Raw genomic sequence first — 18,772 nt, forward strand, 5'->3', positions numbered from 1 at the left:
CTGAAGGCCCCGGCGGACCCCGCGTCCGCCGGGGCCTTCGGCGGTTGCGACCGTTCGCCGGCCACATCGACGACGAGACGACGACAGACGCCCACAGACGCGGCCACAATGGGCCGTATGACGCGAACCCCCCTCGCGGCGGCTCTGGCGGTCACAACGCTCGTCGCGGGCCTCACCGCCTGCCAGGGCCCCGCCGCCGGCCCGCCCTCCGCATCGGCGACCGGCCCCCGCTCCTCCGCCTCCTCCGGCTCCCCCGGCGCCGACGGCGCCGTGTACGTCACCGGCGCCAGGGCCGGCGACGACGCCTGCGCCCGCGTGCTGTCCGCCATCGGCTACCTCGGGCTCTCGCTGCTGCCGTCCGGCCAGGAGGACGCCCAGCACTGGGACGGCGACGTCCGCGGCCGCTTCGGCTACCTGCGCGGCACGCTCGCCATGTACGGCCCCCACCTGCCGGCGTCCACCGTCGCGGCCACCGAGACGATCGACCGGGTCGCCGAGGTCCTGTCCCGTGCCGACACCCCCGGCGCCGTCCGGCCGTCCCTGCTGCGCCGCTACCGCTCGGCCTCCGGCGTCGTCACGGGCGCCTGCCACGGCGGCACGTCCTGACAGGCCCGGCGCGGCGCCCGGACACGCGAGAGGGCCCGGTCCGTCGCGGACCGGGCCCTCAGGCGGCTTCAGGTCAGCCGGCGATCTTGCCGGTGTTGAAGGCGATGTTCTTGTTGGTGTTGTCGGCGCCGTACTGGTAGACGCCGATCGTGGCCTCGGCCGGGTCACCGGCGTCGTTGAACTCGATGGGGCCGGACGCACCGTCGAAGTCGATGTCCTTGCCCGCGTTCAGCAGGTCGGCGCAGGACTTGAAGTCCTTGCACTTCTCGCCGCCCGAGGAGACGTCCTTCAGCTTCGCCGCGATGTCCTTGCCGACGTCGCTCTTGGCCGCGATGGCCGCCAGCGCGGTGAGGATCGTCGCGTCGTACGACTCGGGGCCGTAGTTGAAGTCCTTCAGGTTCGGGTCGACCGACTTGAGCTTGGCCTTGAAGTCGTCCGACACCTGGGCGCCCGGCTGGGTGCCCTTCGCGCCGTCGAGCGTGCCCTTGGGGAAGCCGTCCTTGCCCGTGCCGTAGTTGGAGAGGTTGCCGTCGACGAAGTAGTACTTCACCTTGTCGGCGGTCAGGCCCTGCTTCACCAGCTCGGGAACGATCTTCTTGGTCTCGTCGAAGCCGATCAGGGCGACGGCCTTGGGGTTCGCCTCCTTGATCTTCGCGACGTCCGCGGAGTAGTCGGCCGCCTTCGGGTCGTAGATGACCTTCTCGACGACCTGGCCGCCGCCGCCCTCGACCGCCTTCTGGACGTTGTCGGCGAGACCCGTGCCGTACGCGTCCTGCAGGGCGAGGATGCCGACCGTGTCGTTGCCGTCCGCGAGGATCAGGTCACCGAGGACGCGGCCCTGGAGAACGTCCGGCGGAGCCGTGCGGAAGTACAGGCCGTGGTCGTTGTACGTGGTGAACTGGTCCGACGTGTTCGCCGGCGAGATCTGCACCACACCCGCACCAGTGATCTTGTCGATGACCGACAGCGACACCGACGAGGAGGCGGCGCCCACGATGACGTCGGCCTTCTGCTGCAGCAACTTGTCAACCGACTGGGAGGCAATGTTGGTCGAGGTGTCACCCGAGTCGGTGTCGATCTCGGTCACCGGCTTGCCGAGCACGCCACCCGCGTCGTTGATCTCCTTGACCGCCAGCTTCACGCCCGCGAACTCCGGCGGGCCGAGGAAGGCGAGCGAGCCGGTCTGCGGCAGCAGGGTGCCGATGGTGAGGGTGCCGTCGCCCTGGGCGGCAGCGGCAGGCGCAGAGGAGGCGGCCGGCGCCGAGGACGCCGGCGCGGCGCTATCCTCGCCACCGCCACAGGCCGTCAGGGCGAGACTGGCAGCCGCGGCGACGGCCAGCGCCCGCCCAAGGGGGGCAATGCGGATCATGAAGCATCTCCTTCATCCAGGCCCGGGAAACGTCAGCGCTGCCGACCCGTCCCGATCGAATGGGTGAAAGGTACATAGGTCAAGGGGCCTCCGACCAGGCATGCGTCAGAACTGTCCACACTTGGATGCGGAGTCGTAATAACTCCTCAACCAAGTGCGCACACCCGTCCTGACCAGCGGCCTCTTCCTTCACCGCCCTCCCGGGCGCCCGTGAGGCGGCCCTCCGGCCCCCTCCCCGCGGCCCCCGGACCCCGTCCCCGGGCCCCCGGCTGGGGTGGGGAGGCCGCCGGCGCCGGGGCGGACGGTTCGCGTCAGGCGGGGGGACGCTCCTCGCCGGCGTTCTCGCTGACCACGATCTGCGCCACCTGCCGCATGCTCATGCGGCGGTCCATGGACGCCTTCTGGATCCACCGGAACGCCTGCGGCTCGGTCCACCCGTGCTGGGCCATGAGCAGGCCCTTCGCCCGCTCCACGAGCTTCCTCGTCTCCAGCCGCTCGGAGAGGGTCGAGACCTCCTTCTCCAGCGCCGCGATCTCCTCGTGGCGGCTCACCGCCATCTCGATCGCCGGCACCAGGTCGCCCTTGGTGAACGGCTTGACGAGGTAGGCCATCGCCCCCGCGTCCCTGGCCCGCTCGACCAGGTCGCGCTGCGAGAACGCGGTGAGGATGAGGCAGGGGGCGATCCGTTCCGAGACGATGCGCTCGGCCGCCGAGATCCCGTCGAGCACGGGCATCTTGACGTCGAGGATCACGAGATCGGGCCGTAGTTCCGTGGCCAGCTTCACCGCGGTCTCGCCGTCGCCGGCCTCGCCCACCACGGCGTAGCCGTCCTCTTCGAGCATCTCCTTCAGGTCGAGGCGGATCAGGGCCTCGTCTTCCGCGATCACCACTCGCCGCTGCGTACTCACGCACAAGAGGTTACCGACGTCCGCTAGATTAGGACCACGCGAGGTGGGTCTTGATCAGCTTCGGTCAGGCTTCCCACACCGGGGTAAATCGGATATATCCGAGAAATGACGCCGGAATGATGGAATGGCAGACATAGACGCCTCAAAAGCGTCCGCCTGAAAGGGCGTGCGGGTTCGAATCCCGCTTCCGGCACCGATCGTGAGCGAGCGGAACTGTCAGTGACGACTGGCAGGGTCGGCGCATGCACCCCCGTGAAACCGTCGACCGCGCTCTCCGCCTGTCCGGGCTCGGCTACAGCGACCGTCAGGTGGCGGCCCTGTGCGGCGTCACCACCGGCGCCGTCCGGAAGTGGAGGACCGGCCTGCGCCGGGTGAAGGAGGACGAGGACAGAAGGCTCAACAGTTCGTGTCCCCGCTGTCACGGGCGGCCCCTCGACGAGAGGGCGTACGCCTACCTCCTGGGCCTCTACCTGGGAGACGGCCACATCGCCCTGGGCCCCAGGCAGGTCTACCGGCTGTCGCTCTACTGCGGCGACACGTGGCCGGGCCTGATCGAGGCCGCGGCGCAGGCGTTGTCCGGCGTCATGCCGACGTCCTCCGTCAGCAGGCGGCGGCACACCGGCTGCACCGAGGTCAAGAGCTACTCCAAGCACTGGCCGTGCCTGTTCCCGCAGCACGGGCCGGGAAAGAAGCACGAGCGGGCGATCGTGCTGGCGGACTGGCAGGAGGCGATCGCTGCGGAGCACCCGGGGCCGCTCGTGCGCGGGCTGATGCACTCGGACGGCTACCGGGGGGCGAACCGGGTCCGCAGGCCGGTGGGCGGCGAGGACAAGTGGTACGAGTATCCGCGTTACCTGTTCAAGAACGAGTCTGCGGACATCCTGCGGCTGTGCGGCGACGCGCTCGACCGGCTCGGGGTCGACTGGCGGCGCAACAAGCGCAACGAGATCTCGGTGGCCCGGCGGGCGGCCGTGGCCCGGCTGGACGAGTTCGTGGGGCCGAAGTACTGAGGCCTGGCGGACGGCCGGTCGTCTCGACGGTGCCCGGACGGGCCCCGGCAATGCCGGCCCCCGGGCCCGGGTCGCCTCCGCCGGCGCCTCCGCGCGGGGCCGGGGCGGTCGTCTCGACGGCCCCCCGGGGCGGGATCCGGCAGCGCCGGCCCCCGGGCCCGGGTCGCCTCCACGCCGAGCCGGGTCGCCTCCGCCGGCGGTCCCAGCGGGCGCGGGGCGGCGCGCCGCGTGTTCCGGGAGCTCAGGGCTCGGGGTGGAGGCGGACGGCGTCGAGGGCGAGGGACAGCTCGACCAGGTCGCGGGGGCGGGACAGGGACCGGCCGGTCATCTGCTCGATGCGGCGGACGCGGTTGAAGACGGTGTTGCGGTGGCAGTAGAGCTCCCCCGCGGCACGGACGGCCGAGCCCTCGCAGCGCAGCCAGGCCTCCAGCGTGGCCAGGAGCACGCCGCGGTCGGGTGAGGCGAGGACCGGACCGAGGACGTCGGAGGCCAGGTGCCGAGACAGCCCGGGCTGGCAGACGACGAGGGCGGCGGGCAGGCGGCGGTCGAGCCGGGCGATCTCGGGGCGGTCGCCGGAGCAGGTGCGCATGGCGAGCTCGGCCAGGCGGCGGGCGGTGGCGAGCTCGGCCAGGCCGTCCACGACGGGGCTGATGCCGGCGGTGCCGCAGATCACGGGCCGGACGGCCGCCACGAGGTCGTCCAGGTCGCGGTCGCCCATGAGGACGACGGCGATCTCGAAGTCGGCGCGCATCCGCCACAGCAGGCGCAGCCCGCCGAGCGTCTCCGGGCGGTGCGCCCGGTCGGGCCGTCCGGGGAGCCGGGTTGTGACGACGGCATAGCGGCCCTGTTCCGGGAGGTCGAGGGCGGCCGCGGCGAGCCCGGTGACGGCGGCGTCGGCCCGGCCTTCGAGCAGGGCGTCGAGCAGGGCGTGCACGTGTTCGTTGGTGCGGCCGAGCAGCTCGTTCTCCCGTCTGCGGTAGGCGTCGGCGGCCGCCACGGCCTGCCTGTCGATGGCGTGCCAGACGTGGGTGGCGCTGCGCAGCAGGGCGGGCAGCCGTTCGGGGGTCTGGTCGCCGACGATGTCGATGACGCCGTCCCAGGTGATCTGGGCCGCCAGGCGGTAGCTGCGCATGAGCGAGTCGAGCGGGAGCCCGTGCTCGGCCCGCCTGCGGCCCACGGTCTGGGCGTAGGCGACGTCGCGCCGTTCGTGGCGGGGCTGGAGGATCGCGGTGATGCCGACGCGCATCCCCTCGTGGGTGCTCTTCCAGTGGTCGTCGAAGGGGATGGCGATCCGGTACGCCTCGTCGCTCCGCCTGCCGCGCCGGACGAGCTCGTCGGTGAGCGTCGGGAGGCGCTCCAGCAGGCGCGCGGCGGAGGTCCGCAGCAGTTCCCGGACCTCGGAGTCCGTTCTGGACCTCATTCTCCCGAATCTGCCAGCGACCCGGCTCCGGAACAAGGTTCGGTTCTCGTTTCGTGACCGCACATTGTGCCCGTGCACAACGAGGACGGGGACGGCGTGGGCACGGGTCCCGTCTTGGCGGGGGAGCCTGGACGGCGCTCGACGCCCCTGGGTTTCGTGTGCCTTCATCGATGTCACAGGAGGCGCGGATGGCTGGTGAGGCGGGCGGCCTCGAGGTGTCGGGCCTGGAGGTGCGGTACGGCCCGGTGCGGGCGCTGCGGGGCGTGAGCCTGGCCGTGCCGGCGGGGTCGGTGGTGGCGGTCCTCGGGGCGAACGGCGCGGGGAAGTCGACGCTGCTGCGGGCGGTGTCCGGGACGCTCCGGTTCCATCGGGGGGCGGTCACGGCCGGGTCGGTGTCGTACGCAGGCGCCCCGCTCACCGGTCTTCCGGCGGCCGCGGTGGTCCGGCGGGGTGTGGTGCAGGTGCCGGAGGGGCGGCGGGTGTTCGCCCGGATGACGGTCGCGGAGAACCTGCGGGCGGGGGCGCTGGGCGCGCGGGACCGGACGGCGGCGGCGCGGGCCCGGGAGAGGGTGCTGGAGCTGTTCCCGGTGCTGGCCGAGCGGGCGCGGCAGCGGGCGGGCCTGCTGTCGGGGGGTGAGCAGCAGATGCTGGCCATCGGGCGTGCGCTGATGGCGCGGCCGTCGGCGTTGCTGCTGGACGAGCCGACGCTCGGGCTGGCCCCGCTGACGGCCGCCCGGGTGGCGGACGCGATCAGGGAGATCAACGCGGCGGGCACGTCGGTGCTGCTGGTCGAGCAGAACGCGGCGACGGCCCTGTCACTGGCGTCGCGGGCGTACGTGCTGGAGGTCGGGGAGGTGGCCGTGGAGGGACCGGCGGAGCGCCTCGCGGCGAGCGGCGAGGTGCGGCGGCGCTACCTGGGGATCGAGGAGCCGGACGGTCCGGGGAGGCCGCGCTCTGGGGACCCCGGCTCTTCCGGCGTGCCCGTCGCAGACCGACCGGTCGGTACCGTCGCGGGCCGGACGCTGGGCAGGTGGGTGCCGTGACCCCCGAGCTGGCCGTCCGGGACCTCACCGTGCGCTTCGCCGGGCTGACCGCGCTCGACGGCGTCGGCTTCACGGTCGCGCCCGGCAGCCTGCACGCGCTGATCGGCCCGAACGGCGCGGGGAAGTCCACGTGCTTCAACGTGTTGTCGGGCGTCTACCGGGCGACCTCGGGCAGCGTGCGGTTCGGGGACGCGGAGCTGACGGCGCTGCACCCGCACCGGGTGGCCCGGCTGGGCGTGGCCCGGACGTTCCAGAACATCGCGCTGTCCCCCCGCCTGACCGTCCGCGACACCCTCATGCTCGGCCGCCACCGGCTGACGGGCAGCGGCTTCGTCTCGGCCGGGCTGGGCCTGCCCTCGGCCCGCCGGGAGGCCGCGCGGCACGGGGCGCGCGTCGAGGAGATCGCCGCGTTCACCGGGGTCGAGGCCGAGCTGGGCACGCAGGTCGGGCTGCTCCCGTACGGCGTGCAGAAGCGGGTGGAGCTGGCGCGGGCGCTGTGCATGGAGCCGCGGCTGCTGCTGCTCGACGAGCCGGTGGCCGGGATGAACGGCGCGGAGCGGCGGGAGACGGCCCGGCTGATCGCGGCGGTCCGCGCGAGCCTCGGCATGTCGATTCTGCTGGTCGAGCACGACATGGGGATGGTCATGCGGATCGCGGACGCGGTGACCGTCCTCGACTTCGGCAGGCGGATCGCCGGCGGCCCGCCGGAGTCGGTCCAGCGGGACCCCGAGGTGATCCGCGCCTATCTGGGCGACGCCGGGGAGGGATCGGCGTGACGGTCCTCCTGGAGCTGGTGGTCAACGGGATCTCGGTGGGCGCGGTGTACGCGCTGATCGCGCTGGGCTTCGTGGTGATCTTCAAGGCGACCGAGGTGGTGAACTTCACCCACGCGTCGCTGCTGCTCGCGGGCGGGTACGCCGTCGCGCGGCTGCACCCGGCGATGGGTTTCTGGGCCGCGCTGGCGGCGGGCGTCGCGGCGGCGGCCCTGGTCGGGGCGCTGGTGGAGCTCCTGGTGATCCGGCGGGCGCACGTGGGGTCGCAGAGCGTGCTCGCGATCGTCACGATCGGCGTGGACATCGTGCTCACGACCGAGCTCACCCGGGAGATCGGCGCGGACGTGCTGCCGATGGGCGACCCGTGGGGCGACCGGGTGCTGCGGCTCGGCCCGGTCTCGCTGGCCGAGACCCGGCTCGTCGCGCTGGCGGCGGCGGCCGGGCTGATCGCGGCGTTCCTGCTGGCGTTCCGGTTCACCGGCTGGGGCGTGGCCATGCGGGCCACCGCGGAGGACGCGGAGACGGCCGCGCTGATGGGGGTGCGGCTGGGCCGGGTCTCGCTGAGCGCCTGGGCGGTCGCGGGGGCGCTGGCCGCGGTCGCCGCGCTGTTCCTGTGCGTGTTCCCCACGCCGGGGCTCGACCGGGGCACCGCGGCCGTGGCGCTGAAGGCGTTCCCGGCCGCGATCCTCGGCGGGCTCGACTCGACCACGGGGGCGCTCGCGGGCGGCCTGATCGTCGGGGTCACCGAGACGCTGATGAGCGGGTACCAGAGCGAGCTGGCCTTCCTCGGGCGGGGGGTGGGCGACGCCGCGCCGTACCTGGTGATGATCGTGATCCTGCTGGTCCGCCCGGCGGGGCTGTTCGGGACGAGGGAGCCGGCCCGTGTCTAGGCGGCCCGCGGTGCCGGCGGCGCCGCCGTCTCCCGCCGAGGGTGCGGCGGGCCGGAGGCCGGGGGCGGCCCTGAGCCGGGCGGCGCGGGTCCTCGTCTGGGCCGCGGCCGCGGCGGCGGCGGTCGCCGTGCCGTTCTACCTCGACGGCTTCTGGCTGCAGACCGGGCTGTTCGCGATGACCGCGGCGATCGGCGCGATCGGGATCAACCTGCTGACGGGCGCCACCGGGCAGCTGTCGCTCGGCCACGCGTTCTTCCTCGCGGTCGGGGCGTACGCCTACGTCTGGCTGTCGTCCGACGCCGGGCTGCCCACGCCGCTCGCGGCCGTCCTCGCGGTGGCGGCGGCGGGCGTGGCGGGCGGCCTGTTCAGCCCGATCGCGGGCCGCCTGAAGGGCGCCTACCTGGGCATCGCGACGCTCGCGCTGATCTTCGTCGGCCAGCACGTGCTGTTCAACGCGGAGGCCGTGACCGGCGGGTACGACGGCCGTGCGGTGCCGCCGATGGAGCTGTTCGGATTCGCGTTCGCCGACGCGCCGGGGCTGGTGGTGCTCGGCGTGCCGTTCGGCTCGCTGGAGCGCCTGTGGTTCCTCGGCCTCGTGCTCCTCGGGGGCGCGGCGGCGTTCGCGCGGGGCGTGCTGCGCGGCCGTCCCGGCCTGGCCATGAACACCATCAGGGACCACGAGATCGCCGCCGGCGTGATGGGCGTGCCGGTCGCCCGCTACCGGGCCGGGGTGTTCGTGCTGTCCTCGATGTACGGCGGGCTCGCGGGGGTGCTCGTCGCCCTGGTCTTCCAGCGGGTCGTGCCCGACTACTTCGGCATGCTGCTGTCCCTCGACTATCTGGCGATGATCGTGATCGGCGGCCTCGGTTCGGTCGCCGGGGCGGTGATCGGGGCCGCCTTCGTCTCGCTCCTCCCCCAGTTGCTGACGCGCTACGGCGACGCCCTGCCGCTGGTGGCCGAGCCGGGCTCGTCCGGGGTCTCCCCCGCCGAGGCCGCGCGCATCCTCTACGGCGCCGCCGTCGTGTCGGTGGTGCTGTTCCTGCCCGGGGGCCTGCTCGGGCTCGCCGCGCGGCTGCGCCGCGCACTCCCTCGAACCAAGGAGCTCAGATGAGCACGTTCCGTACCCGCGCCGGCGTCGCCGCGCTCGCCCTGCTCGCCACGGCGGCGGCCTCGTGCGCCAGCGGCAAGGCCACCGGAGGCGCGCCCGCGATCGGCGGGGACGGCGTGAAGACCGGCCCCGGGGTGTCCGCGACGACCATCACGGTGGGGGTCCTGACCGACCTGACCGGCCCGTACGCCTCCCTCGGCAAGAGCCTGACGCAGGCGCAGCGGCTCTACTTCGACCAGGTGAACGCCGCGGGCGGCGTGTGCGGGCGCAGATACGAGGTCGTGGTGCGCGACCACGGGTACGACACCCAGAAGGCCGTGGCGGCCTACGCCGAGATCGCGCCGAAAGCCGCGGCGATCCCGCAGTTCATCGGCTCCCCCATGGTGACCGCGCTCAGGCAGCGCATCGACGCCGACAAGCTGCTCACGATCCCGATGGCCTGGGCGACGTCGCTGCTGGGCAGCCGGGCCATCCAGGTGACCGGGACGACGTACGACATCGACATGATCAACGGGGTCGAGTTCCTGGTGAAGGAGAAGGGGATCAAGACCGGCGACAGGATCGGGCACCTGTACTTCGAGGGCGACTACGGCGAGAGCGCGCTCAACGGCTCGAAGTACGCCGCGGGCAAGCTCGGCCTGGAGGTGGTCGAGCAGAAGGTCAAGGCCACCGACCAGGACATGAGCGCGCAGGTCGCGGCCTTCAAGGCGGCCGGGGTGAAGGCGGTGCTGGTCTCGGTCGGGCCCCGGCAGGCCGCCTCGCTCGTCGGCGTCGCCCTCGCCCGGGGCATGGACGTGCCGTTCGTCGGCAGCAACTCGGCGTACGCCCCGCAGCTTCTCGCCACGCCGGCCGCGCCCGCGCTGCTGAAGGACTACTACGTGATGACGGCGGGGGCGCCGATCAGCGCGGACCTGCCCGCGATGCGGAAGCTGGCCGCGGACTACCAGGCGAAGTACCCGGGCGAGACGCTCGACAACGCCGTCCCCACCGGCTGGGGCGCCGCCATGATCGTCGACGACGCGGTGAAGAAGGCCTGCGCGGCGAAGGACCTGAGCCGCGACGGCATCCTGGCGGCGCACCGGTCGCAGTCGGGCTTCGAGGGCGGCCTCGGGACGCCCATGGACTTCACCGCCGTGGACAAGCCGTCGTCCCGCGCCTCGTACGTGGTCAAGCCCGACAAGACCGCGCTCGGCGGCTCGGTGATCTTCCGCCCGGCGGCGGTGTCCGACCTGGCCGAGGGCTACCCCGTCCCGGTGGGCTGAGGCGCGGATCCCCGCGGGCGAGGCGGATCAGGCGAGGCTGTCGAGCCAGGCCCGGTGCAGGCGGGCGAAGCGGCCGGAGCCCGCGATCAGCCGGGCCGGCGGGCCGTCCTCGACGACGCGGCCGCCCTCCATCACGAGCACCCGGTCGGCGATCTCCACCGTCGACAGCCGGTGGGCGATGATCAGCGCGGTCCGGTCCGCCAGGATCGTGCGCAGGGCCCGCTGGACGAGCCGCTCGCTCGGCACGTCGAGGCTGCTGGTGGCCTCGTCGAGGATGAGGACAGCCGGGTCGGCGAGGAACGCCCGGGCGAAGGCGACGAGCTGCCGCTGGCCCGCCGACATCCGGCCGCCCCGCTTGCCCACCTGCGTGCCGTACCCCTGCGGGAGCGACGCGATGTAGCCGTGCGCTCCGATGGCCTCGGCCGCCTCGGCGACCGCCGCCATCGGGGCGTCCGGCCTGCCGAACCGCACGTTGTCCTCGACGGTGCCGCTGAACAGGAAGTTCTCCTGCGTGACCATGACGACGTGGCGGCGCAGCGTGGCCTCGTCGACGTCGCGCAGGTCGACCCCGTCGAGGAGCACGCGGCCCGCGACGGGGTCGTAGAACCGGGCGATGAGCTTGGCCAGCGTCGTCTTGCCCGCCCCGGTCGTGCCGACGACGGCCACCGTCTGCCCGGCGGGGATCTCCAGGTCGAAGGCCGGCAGCACCGGCGGGCCCGCGCCGTAGGCGAACTCCACGCGTTCGAACCGCAGGCCGCCGGCGGCGCGGGGCAGCGGCACGGGACGCGCGGGCTCAGGGACGCCGGGCTGCTCCTCCAGCACGCCGGACAGCTTCTCCAGGGCCGCCCCGGCCGACTGCAGGGCGTTGTAGAACTGGGAGATCTCCTGCATGGGCTCGTAGAACTGCCGCAGGTAGAGCAGGAACGCGGCCAGCACGCCGACCGTCACCTCGCCGCGGAGGGCGAGCCATCCGCCGTACAGCAGGACGGCGGCGACCGTGACGTTGCCGATGAGCTTGATCCCGGGCATGAACACGGCGACCAGGCGGGAGCCGCGGGTGTTCGCGTCGCGGTAGTCGGCGTTGAGGCGCTGGAAGATCTCCTGGTTGCGCGGCTCCCTGCGGAACGCCTGCACGGCCCGGATGCCCGTCATCGATTCGACGAAGTGGACGATGACCAGCGCGACAGCCTCACGGGTGCGGCGGTAGGCGGCGCTCGACTCGCGCCGGAACCACCGGGTGAACAGCATCAGCACCGGCAGCGGGACCAGCGCGACCAGCCCCAGGTGCACGTCGAGCACGAGCAGCATCACGGCCGTGCCGCAGAGTGTGAGCACGGCCGTCACCAGGCCGTCGAAGCCCGAGTCGAGCAGCTCGGCGATGGCCTCGACGTCCGAGGTGAGCCGGGAGATCACCCGTCCCGAGGTGTACTTCTCGTGGAACGACAGCGACAGCCGCTGGAAGTGGTCGAAGACCCGGCGGCGCAGTTCCAGCAGCACGTCCTGGCCGATCCGCCCCGCCATGTACAGGAACGCCTGCCGGGTCAGGGCCTGGGTGAGCGCGGCGAGCAGGACGAGGCCCACGATCGTCAGCGCGAGTCCCGGCCCCTCGCCGCGCGCCATCGGCGGGATCCCGCTGTCGATGCCGGTCTTCACCAGGTACGGCATGGCCAGCCCGGCGGCGTTCGACACGACGATGACGGCGGTCAGCACCGCGATGGCCCGGCGGTGCGGCCGCAGCAGGCCGGCGAGCAGGCGGCGCGAGCGGGCCCGCAGCAGCAGGGAGACGCTCTCGGACAGGTCGTCGCGGTTCTCGGCGGCGACGCCGCGCCAGGAGTCGCTCATCGGAGGGCCTGCTCGGGGTCGAGGTCGGCGTCCTGGGCGAGCAGAGCGCGGTACTCGGGCACCTCCGACAGCAGGTCGGCGTGGCGGCCGACGTGGCTCACCGTGCCGTCCCGCAGCAGCGCGACCCGGTCGGCCAGCAGCACGGTCGAGGCGCGGTGGGCCACGACGAGGCCGGTGGCGTCGGCCAGCACCCGGCGCAGCGCCTCCTCCACGAGAGCCTCGGTCTCCACGTCGAGGGCCGACAGGGTGTCGTCCAGCACGAGGACGCGCGGCTTGCCGAGGATCGCGCGGGCCAGCGCGAGCCGCTGCCGCTGGCCGCCCGACAGCGACATGCCCTGCTCGCCGATCCGGGTGTCGAGCCCCCACGGCAGGTCGTACGCGAACGTCGCCTGGGCGATCTCCAGGGCCTCCCGGATCTCGGCGTCCCCGGCGTCGCGGTGGCCGAGCGCGAGGTTCTCCCGGACGCTCATCGAGAACAGCGTGGGCTCCTCGAACGCGGTGGCGACGACCGAGCGCAGCGACGTGAGCGACAGGTCGCGCACGTCGTGCCCGTCGATCGTGACGCGGCCGTCGGTGACGTCGCACAGCCGGGGCACCAGGGCGGTCAGCGTGGTCTTGCCCGAGCCTGTCGCGCCGACCACGGCGACGGTCTCCCCCGGGCGGACCTCCAGCCAGACGTCGCGCAGCACCGGCCGCTCGGCGCCGGGGAAGCGGAACCCGGCGCCCTCGAAGCGGACGTGGCCCCGTGGGCGCGGGATGACGGCGCTCCCGCCCACGATCTCCGGGACCGTGCCGAGCACCTCGGCCACCCGGTCGGCCGAGCTCATCGCCTCCTGGCCCATGGCGAGGATGTAGCCCAGCGACGCCACCGGCCAGACCAGCTGGAGGACCAGCGTGGTGAACGCCACCAGCGTGCCGAGCGTGAGCGCGCCGGCCCCGACGGCGACCGCGCCGAGCAGCAGCACCATGGCGAGCGTGACGTTGGGGACGACCTCCAGGAACGTGAAGAACCGGGAGGCCAGGCGCACCTTCTCCAATGATGAGCGGTGGATGTTCCTGGCGGTGCGGTCGAAGCCGTCGTACACGTGGGCCCGCCGGCCGAAGGCCTTGACGGTGCGGATGCCGACCGCGGCCTCCTCCGCCAGCGTCGCGAGGTCGCCCTGCTGGTCCTGCACCGTGCGGGAGATCCGGATGTAGCGCTTCTCGAACCGCAGGGACAGCGCGACCACGGGCGCCGCCGAGGCCGCGACGAGCAGCCCGAGCGGCCAGTACATCCGCAGCAGCACCACGGTCACCGCGGCGAGCTGCAGGATGTTCATGATCAGGAAGAGCACGCCGAAGCCGAGGAAACGGCGGATCGTCGACAGGTCGGTGGTGGCCCGCGACAGCAGCTGACCCGACTGCCACTCGCCGTGGAAGCTCATCGGCAGGCGCTGCAGGTGCCGGTACAGGTCGTCGCGGATGGCCGTCTCCAGGCCGAGGACGGGACCGGTCTGGGACCAGCGGCGCACGAAGATCAGCACTGCTTCGGAGACGCCCAGGCCGAGGGCGAGCAGGCCGAGCGGGAGCAGCGCCCCGCGGTCCCCGTGGGTCACCGGGCCGTCGACGATCTCCTTGCCGACCAGCGGGATCACGGTGCCCGCCGCGATGCCGAGCAGGGCGGCCACCCAGGAGACGACCAGCGCCGGGACGTACGGCCGCAGGTAGGAGCGCAGCCGCCACAGCGAGCGCCACGAGCCGCGGCCGGCGGGGGGACCTGACGGGTCTGCCATCGTCGGCGCAGCGCCTCCTCACCGGGCGGTCGGACAGGATCGGACGACTCGCACTGCCCATGCTCGGTCAGCGCGCCGCCTCCATCAACCGGTTTTCCGGCGGCTCCCGGTGTTCCAGCCGTTCGAGCCGACCCCCGGAACGCACGAAGGCCCGCACGCCCGGCGCGGAGCCGGGCCGTACGGGCCGTGACGGGCGGGCCTAGCGGGGGTGGGCCACCGCGGAGCCGATGGTGTGCACGCGCAGGGCGTTGGTGGAGCCCATGTTCCCGGGCGGGGAACCGGCCACGATGACGACCTTGTCGCCCTTCTCGCACACGCCGAGGGACAGCAGCGAGGCCTCGACCTGGCGGACCATGTCGTCGGTGTGGTGCACGAACGGCACCTCGAACGTCTCGACGCCCCAGGTGAGCGCGAGCTGGCCGCGCACCTTGGGGTTGGACGTGAACGCCAGCAGCGGGATCGGCGAGCGGTAGCGCGCCAGCCGCCGCGCGGTCTCGCCGGACATGGTGAACGCCACCAGGGCCTTGGCCTTGACGATCGCGCCGACCTCGGCGGCCGCGCGGGCGATGGCGCCGCCCGTGGTCTCCGGCAGGCGGTCCAGCGTGTGCTTGGCCTGCAGGGTCGTGCCCTCGGCGGCGACCGCGATGCGGGCCATGGTGGACACGGACTCGATCGGGTACGTGCCGACCGAGGTCTCGCCGGACAGCATCACGGCGTCGGCGCCGTCCATCACGGCGTAGGCCACGTCGGACGCCTCGGCGCGGGTGGGCCGGGGGGCGCTCATCATCGAGTCGAGCATCTGGGTGGCCACGATGACCGGGTGCGCCTTCTCGCGGCACAGCTCGATGATGCGGCGCTGGACGATCGGCACTTGCTCCAGCGGGAGCTCCACACCGAGGTCGCCGCGGGCGACCATCACGCCGTCGAAGGCGTCGACGATCTCCTCGAGGCACTCCACCGCCTGCGGCTTCTCGATCTTGGCGAGGAGCGGCAGGTGGACGCCCTCCTCCTCCATGATCCCCCGGACGAGCGCGGCGTCGCCGGGCGAGCGGACGAACGACAGGGCGATCATGTCGAAGCCGCTCCGCAGCGCCCAGCGCAGGTCGGCCTCGTCCTTGTCGGTGAGGGCGGGGGCGGTGACGGCGACGCCCGGCAGGTTCAGGCCCTTGTTGTCGGAGATCATGCCGCCGATGACCACGCGGGTCACGACGCGGGGGCCCTCGACCGCGGTCACCTCGAGGTTGAGGCGGCCGTCGTCGACGAGGATCGTGTCGCCCGGGCTGACGTCGCCCGGCAGGCCCTCGTACGTGGTGGAGACCAGGTCGCGGTCTCCCGGCACGTCCTCCGTGGTGATCGTGAACACGTCCCCGTAGCCGAGCCGCACCGGCCCGGAGGCGAAGCGGCCGACCCGGATCTTGGGACCCTGCAGGTCGGCGAGGACGCCGACGGCGCACCCCAGCTCGTCGGCCGCGGCCCTGACCCGGTCGAGGATCTCCTTGTGCAGCTCGTGGCTGCCGTGGGACAGGTTGAAACGCGCCACGTTCATGCCGGCCGTGATGAGCTCGCGGAGGCGCTCCGGAGAGGAGGTGGCGGGTCCCAGGGTACAGACGATCTTTGCTCGACGACTCACATGCCCTACCCTAATTGGTACAGACCACTTGATGTGACGGCGCCCACAGCTGTCGCCTAATGTTCAGACTCTTCACGCGATCACGCCCATGGCCTAGCCTTGCCAGCCATGGGACGTACCCGCACATTGGGCGCGATAACAGCGCTGCTCACCGTGGCCGCCTGCGGTGGACAGGCTACCCAGTCCGAAGCGCCCCCGAAGGGCGTTTCCGTGACGCTCAACCAGTGGCGCAACGACGACCCCGCGCACGCCGTGGAGATCTCCGTCCGCAACGACACCGCCACCCCGGTCCGGTTCGTGGACGTCCAGCTCGTCACCGATTCCCTGAAGACCCTGCCGCCCGAGCGGGTGGACAGCACGCTCGGCCGGACGCCGCGCACCGACCTGCGGATCCCGTACGGCGCGGCGCGCTGCGACCCCGTGAAGATCCCTCCGGTCAAGCCGGCGACGGTGGTCGCCCACGTCCAGGTCGGGAACGGCCCGGTGCGCCTGGCCCGGTTCCCGGTGCCGCACCCCGACCCCACCCTCGCCATGCTCGTCGCCAACGAGTGCGGGGCGTACATCCTGCGCCAGTCGGTGGACGTGACGTTCGAGGACGCCTGGGCCCACGTCGGCAAGACCCTGCACGGCACGCTCCTGGTCAGCAGGAAGGGCGGCGAGGACAGCCTGTCCGTGGACGACCTCGGCAACACCACGCACTTCAACCTCAGGCCGCTGTCGGGCCGGCGCCGGCCCGTGGTCGTGCTGCCGCCCGGGACGACCCGCCTGGAGATCCCGGTCGAGGTCACCCCGGCCCGCTGCGACCCGCACGCGTTCGCCGAGGCGAAGAAGGCCTACCTGTTCCCCGTCTGGGCCACGGTCGGCAGCGGGCAGGAGCACTGGCTCATCGCGACGCCCCCGCCGCCGGTCCAGGCGACGTTCCTGTCGTACGCGGAGAAGACCTGCGGCGTCGGGTGACCACGGCGACGCCCGCCCACGACAGCAGGATGAGGACGACCACGCCGGCGCGCGCCTGCGTGAGGTACTCCCTCGGGTAGACCACGCCGGTGATGTAGGTGTCGATGAAGCCGCCCGGCGCCAGGCCGCGCTCCCCCGCGGCGCGGCGCCCCCAGTTCTCCAGGGCCGTCAGCGGGCACTCCACGAGGCCGGTGAGCTGCACGAGCGCCCACGCGCACGCCGCGAGGTGCGGCCAGACGAGCCGCGGCCACCGCCACGCGAGGAAGCCGCCCAGGCCGATGTACGCGATGACGAGGAAGTGCGACGCCATCGTGGCCTGCCACACGAGCTGATAGATCATGATCTGCCCTCCGCGACCCCGAAGGTAGATCGGCTCCCGGCCCGCGGGCATCCGCTCGCGTACTCAGTGTGCTACTCAGGCGGCGCGTTCAGGGGGTGAGCGAGGCCGCCTTCGAGGCGCTGGCCACGCCGTGGCCGAAGAAGCCGTTGTTCGCCGTGCCGCCCTCGCAGAGCTGGCCGCCGTCGGCGCCGCCGTACTGGTAGAGGCGGGGGGACGGGCAGACCTTCGGGACGGCCGTGGCGTACAGCAGCTTCTCGACCCGGCGGGGGTCCATGTAGAGCCCGCCCTTGCCGGGCTTGCCGAAACGGCTGATGATGATCGCCACGACGCCGGTGACGTGCGGGGCGGCCATCGAGGTGCCCTCCATGTACTGGTAGTAGGCGCACCTGCCGCCGTGGCAGTCGCGCACGACGGCGGAGGTCTTGGGCCGGCCCGACGTGTCGATCAGGCCCTGGGCGCGCAGCGCCGTCTCCGGCGCGGCGGCCAGGATCTGCCTGCGCTCCCCCCGCAGGGCGGTGCCGCCGTCGAAGACGTCCCCGCCGGGCGCCGCGATGTCGGTCTGCTCGGTCCCGTAGTCGGAGTAGCCGGCCTTGCGCCCGCTCGGCCCGACGGACGACACCGAGATCACGCCGGGGAGCTCGGCCGGGACGTCGATGCAGGAGTTGTCGATGGTCCGCGTCCGCTCGGAGCCGGGCGGATAGTCGGGGCTGGCCGTGTCCTTCGTCGGCTTGCCGAGGTCGTGGCCGCTGTTGCCGATCGCGCTGATCAGCGTGACCCCCCGCGCCCGGGCGTAGTTCACGGCCCGGCGCATGCCCTCGAGGATGGCCCGCTGCTCCAGCCGGGCCGCCCGCGAGTCCTGCGGGTTGTTCGGGCAGTTGTACGTCCAGGGGTCGACGTAGAAGCTCATGTTGACCACGTCCACGCCCACGTCGGCGGCGTACGTCAGGGCGTCCATGGTCGGCTTGAGGAAGAAGAAGCCGGAGTCGGTGCCGGCCCGGAGGTTGACCAGCGACACACCGGGGGCGACCCCGCTCACGCCGATCCCGTTGATCGGGGAGCCGATCGTGCTGGCGACGTGGGTGCCGTGGCCGTCGTCGTCCTCGTCGGCCGGGTCCTTGCAGCCGGCGTGCTCACAGGGGCCGTCGAGCTTCTTGCCGTTGGGGTCCTTCGGGGTGTCGGTGACGAAGTTGCGGCTGAGCGCGCGGTTGAAGTTGGGCGCGATGTCGGGGTGGCGCCCGTCCACGCCGGTGTCGATGATGCCGACCAGGACCTTGTGGCTCCCCTTGGCCGTGGCGTACGAGCCGGACGGGGTGGCGCCGATCATCCGCATGTCCCACTGCCGGTCCGACAGCGGGTCCCCGGCCCTGGCCCGGCCAGCCGTGCTCGCCGCACTCGACGCGCCGCCCGCCGGCGCCGCGACCCCGGCGGCCGCGGTGTCGTCCGCGGCCCTGCCGATAGCGCGGTCGGCGGTGACGCCCACGACCGAGGAGGAGGCGCCGAGGCGGTCGGGCGAGCCGGCCCTGACGATGAGGTAGCCGAGACGGTCGTCCCGGCCCTCCACCACGCCTCCGGCGGCCGTCACGTCGCGCGTGGCGGCGGCGCGGGCGCCGTCGGCGTAGAAGACCAGGTAGTCGTGCAGAGGTCCGGCCGGGCTGCGTGACCCGGCCCCCGTGGCGGCCACGCCGCCGACTCCGGCCAGCAGCGCGAGCGCCGCGGCCGCCCCCGTGAGCCGCCCCCGTACGTTCAACGATCCTCCTCGATCCGGGATCAGCATCTTTCAGGGGGCCGGGTCGCGCGCGCAACCCAACCACCCAAATTCGGATATTCCCGATTTATGCCACT

Annotated in this window: 16 protein-coding genes and 1 tRNA gene; 9 read left to right on the top strand and 8 right to left on the bottom strand. The window is 72.9% G+C overall.

Annotated elements, in window-relative coordinates; all coding sequences use genetic code 11:
- Positions 1-117: 117 nt before the first annotated feature.
- Positions 118-606 (top strand): hypothetical protein, encoded by a 489-nt coding sequence (locus MPTA5024_RS08375; RefSeq protein ID WP_036321263.1) that lies wholly within the window; start codon positions 118-120, stop codon positions 604-606.
- Between the two features lie 73 nt (positions 607-679).
- Here the strand turns inward: MPTA5024_RS08375 and MPTA5024_RS08380 are convergent, their stop codons facing one another.
- Both MPTA5024_RS08380 and MPTA5024_RS08385 read right to left on the bottom strand, forming a co-directional pair.
- The gene (locus MPTA5024_RS08380) at positions 680-1,975 is read right to left on the bottom strand and encodes an ABC transporter substrate-binding protein (protein WP_036321265.1); all 1,296 of its coding nucleotides are present in this window, start codon (positions 1,973-1,975) and stop codon (positions 680-682) included.
- Positions 1,976-2,286: 311 nt separating this feature from the next.
- Positions 2,287-2,883, bottom strand: coding sequence for an ANTAR domain-containing response regulator (locus MPTA5024_RS08385; protein ID WP_269750553.1), 597 nt, complete (start codon positions 2,881-2,883; stop codon positions 2,287-2,289).
- A gap of 110 nt (positions 2,884-2,993) precedes the next feature.
- Here MPTA5024_RS08385 and MPTA5024_RS08390 point away from each other — a divergent pair.
- Together MPTA5024_RS08390 and MPTA5024_RS08395 are read left to right on the top strand one after the other, a co-directional pair.
- Positions 2,994-3,076 (top strand) — tRNA-Leu (locus MPTA5024_RS08390).
- A gap of 49 nt (positions 3,077-3,125) precedes the next feature.
- On the top strand, positions 3,126-3,893 hold the full coding sequence (locus MPTA5024_RS08395) for a hypothetical protein (protein WP_036321269.1): 768 nt from the start codon (positions 3,126-3,128) through the stop codon (positions 3,891-3,893).
- 241 nt (positions 3,894-4,134) lie between these two features.
- On the opposite strand, the gene MPTA5024_RS08400 is transcribed toward MPTA5024_RS08395, so the two are convergent.
- Positions 4,135-5,313 carry a PucR family transcriptional regulator gene (locus MPTA5024_RS08400; protein WP_036321271.1) on the bottom strand — a complete coding sequence of 393 codons (1,179 nt, stop codon included), beginning with the start codon at positions 5,311-5,313 and terminating at the stop codon, positions 4,135-4,137.
- Between the two features lie 188 nt (positions 5,314-5,501).
- Between MPTA5024_RS08400 and MPTA5024_RS08405 the strand changes: the two genes are divergently transcribed.
- The 5 genes from MPTA5024_RS08405 to MPTA5024_RS08425 all read left to right on the top strand — a co-directional run bounded on the left by MPTA5024_RS08405 (position 5,502) and on the right by MPTA5024_RS08425 (position 10,389).
- Positions 5,502-6,356 (top strand): ABC transporter ATP-binding protein, encoded by an 855-nt coding sequence (locus tag MPTA5024_RS08405; protein WP_036321273.1) that lies wholly within the window; start codon positions 5,502-5,504, stop codon positions 6,354-6,356.
- Positions 6,353-7,132 carry an ABC transporter ATP-binding protein gene (locus MPTA5024_RS08410; protein WP_036321275.1) on the top strand — a complete coding sequence of 260 codons (780 nt, stop codon included), beginning with the start codon at positions 6,353-6,355 and terminating at the stop codon, positions 7,130-7,132. The genes MPTA5024_RS08405 and MPTA5024_RS08410 overlap by 4 nt, the downstream gene beginning before the upstream one ends.
- Complete coding sequence (locus tag MPTA5024_RS08415) at positions 7,129-8,019, top strand: branched-chain amino acid ABC transporter permease (protein ID WP_036321277.1); 891 nt, start codon at positions 7,129-7,131, stop codon at positions 8,017-8,019. Before MPTA5024_RS08410 ends, MPTA5024_RS08415 begins: the two co-directional genes overlap by 4 nt.
- A gap of 70 nt (positions 8,020-8,089) precedes the next feature.
- A complete protein-coding gene (locus MPTA5024_RS08420) occupies positions 8,090-9,130 on the top strand; it encodes a branched-chain amino acid ABC transporter permease (protein WP_036323682.1) in 1,041 nt (346 codons plus the stop codon).
- Complete coding sequence (locus MPTA5024_RS08425) at positions 9,127-10,389, top strand: ABC transporter substrate-binding protein (protein ID WP_036321279.1); 1,263 nt, start codon at positions 9,127-9,129, stop codon at positions 10,387-10,389. The genes MPTA5024_RS08420 and MPTA5024_RS08425 overlap by 4 nt, the downstream gene beginning before the upstream one ends.
- A gap of 27 nt (positions 10,390-10,416) precedes the next feature.
- On the opposite strand, the gene MPTA5024_RS08430 is transcribed toward MPTA5024_RS08425, so the two are convergent.
- From MPTA5024_RS08430 to pyk, 3 genes are all read right to left on the bottom strand, one after another.
- Positions 10,417-12,231, bottom strand: coding sequence for an ABC transporter ATP-binding protein (locus MPTA5024_RS08430; protein ID WP_036321281.1), 1,815 nt, complete (start codon positions 12,229-12,231; stop codon positions 10,417-10,419).
- The gene (locus tag MPTA5024_RS08435) at positions 12,228-14,003 is read right to left on the bottom strand and encodes an ABC transporter ATP-binding protein (protein ID WP_036321282.1); all 1,776 of its coding nucleotides are present in this window, start codon (positions 14,001-14,003) and stop codon (positions 12,228-12,230) included. Before MPTA5024_RS08435 ends, MPTA5024_RS08430 begins: the two co-directional genes overlap by 4 nt.
- Positions 14,004-14,202: 199 nt before the next feature.
- Entirely contained in the window at positions 14,203-15,633 is a 1,431-nt protein-coding gene (pyk, locus tag MPTA5024_RS08440; protein ID WP_036321283.1) for a pyruvate kinase, read from the bottom strand.
- A gap of 210 nt (positions 15,634-15,843) precedes the next feature.
- Here pyk and MPTA5024_RS08445 point away from each other — a divergent pair, with 210 nt between their 5' ends.
- The gene (locus MPTA5024_RS08445) at positions 15,844-16,590 is read left to right on the top strand and encodes a hypothetical protein (protein ID WP_036321284.1); all 747 of its coding nucleotides are present in this window, start codon (positions 15,844-15,846) and stop codon (positions 16,588-16,590) included.
- On the opposite strand, the gene MPTA5024_RS08450 is transcribed toward MPTA5024_RS08445, so the two are convergent.
- Both MPTA5024_RS08450 and MPTA5024_RS08455 read right to left on the bottom strand, forming a co-directional pair.
- Positions 16,517-16,930 (bottom strand): DUF2784 domain-containing protein, encoded by a 414-nt coding sequence (locus MPTA5024_RS08450; protein WP_036323685.1) that lies wholly within the window; start codon positions 16,928-16,930, stop codon positions 16,517-16,519. The genes MPTA5024_RS08445 and MPTA5024_RS08450 overlap by 74 nt on opposite strands.
- Positions 16,931-17,018: 88 nt before the next feature.
- Positions 17,019-18,677 carry a S8 family peptidase gene (locus MPTA5024_RS08455; protein WP_051457848.1) on the bottom strand — a complete coding sequence of 553 codons (1,659 nt, stop codon included), beginning with the start codon at positions 18,675-18,677 and terminating at the stop codon, positions 17,019-17,021.
- Positions 18,678-18,772 lie beyond the last annotated feature (95 nt).

It is taken from the genome of Microbispora sp. ATCC PTA-5024 (assembly GCF_000511135.2).
Taxonomy (GTDB): domain Bacteria; phylum Actinomycetota; class Actinomycetes; order Streptosporangiales; family Streptosporangiaceae; genus Microbispora; species Microbispora corallina.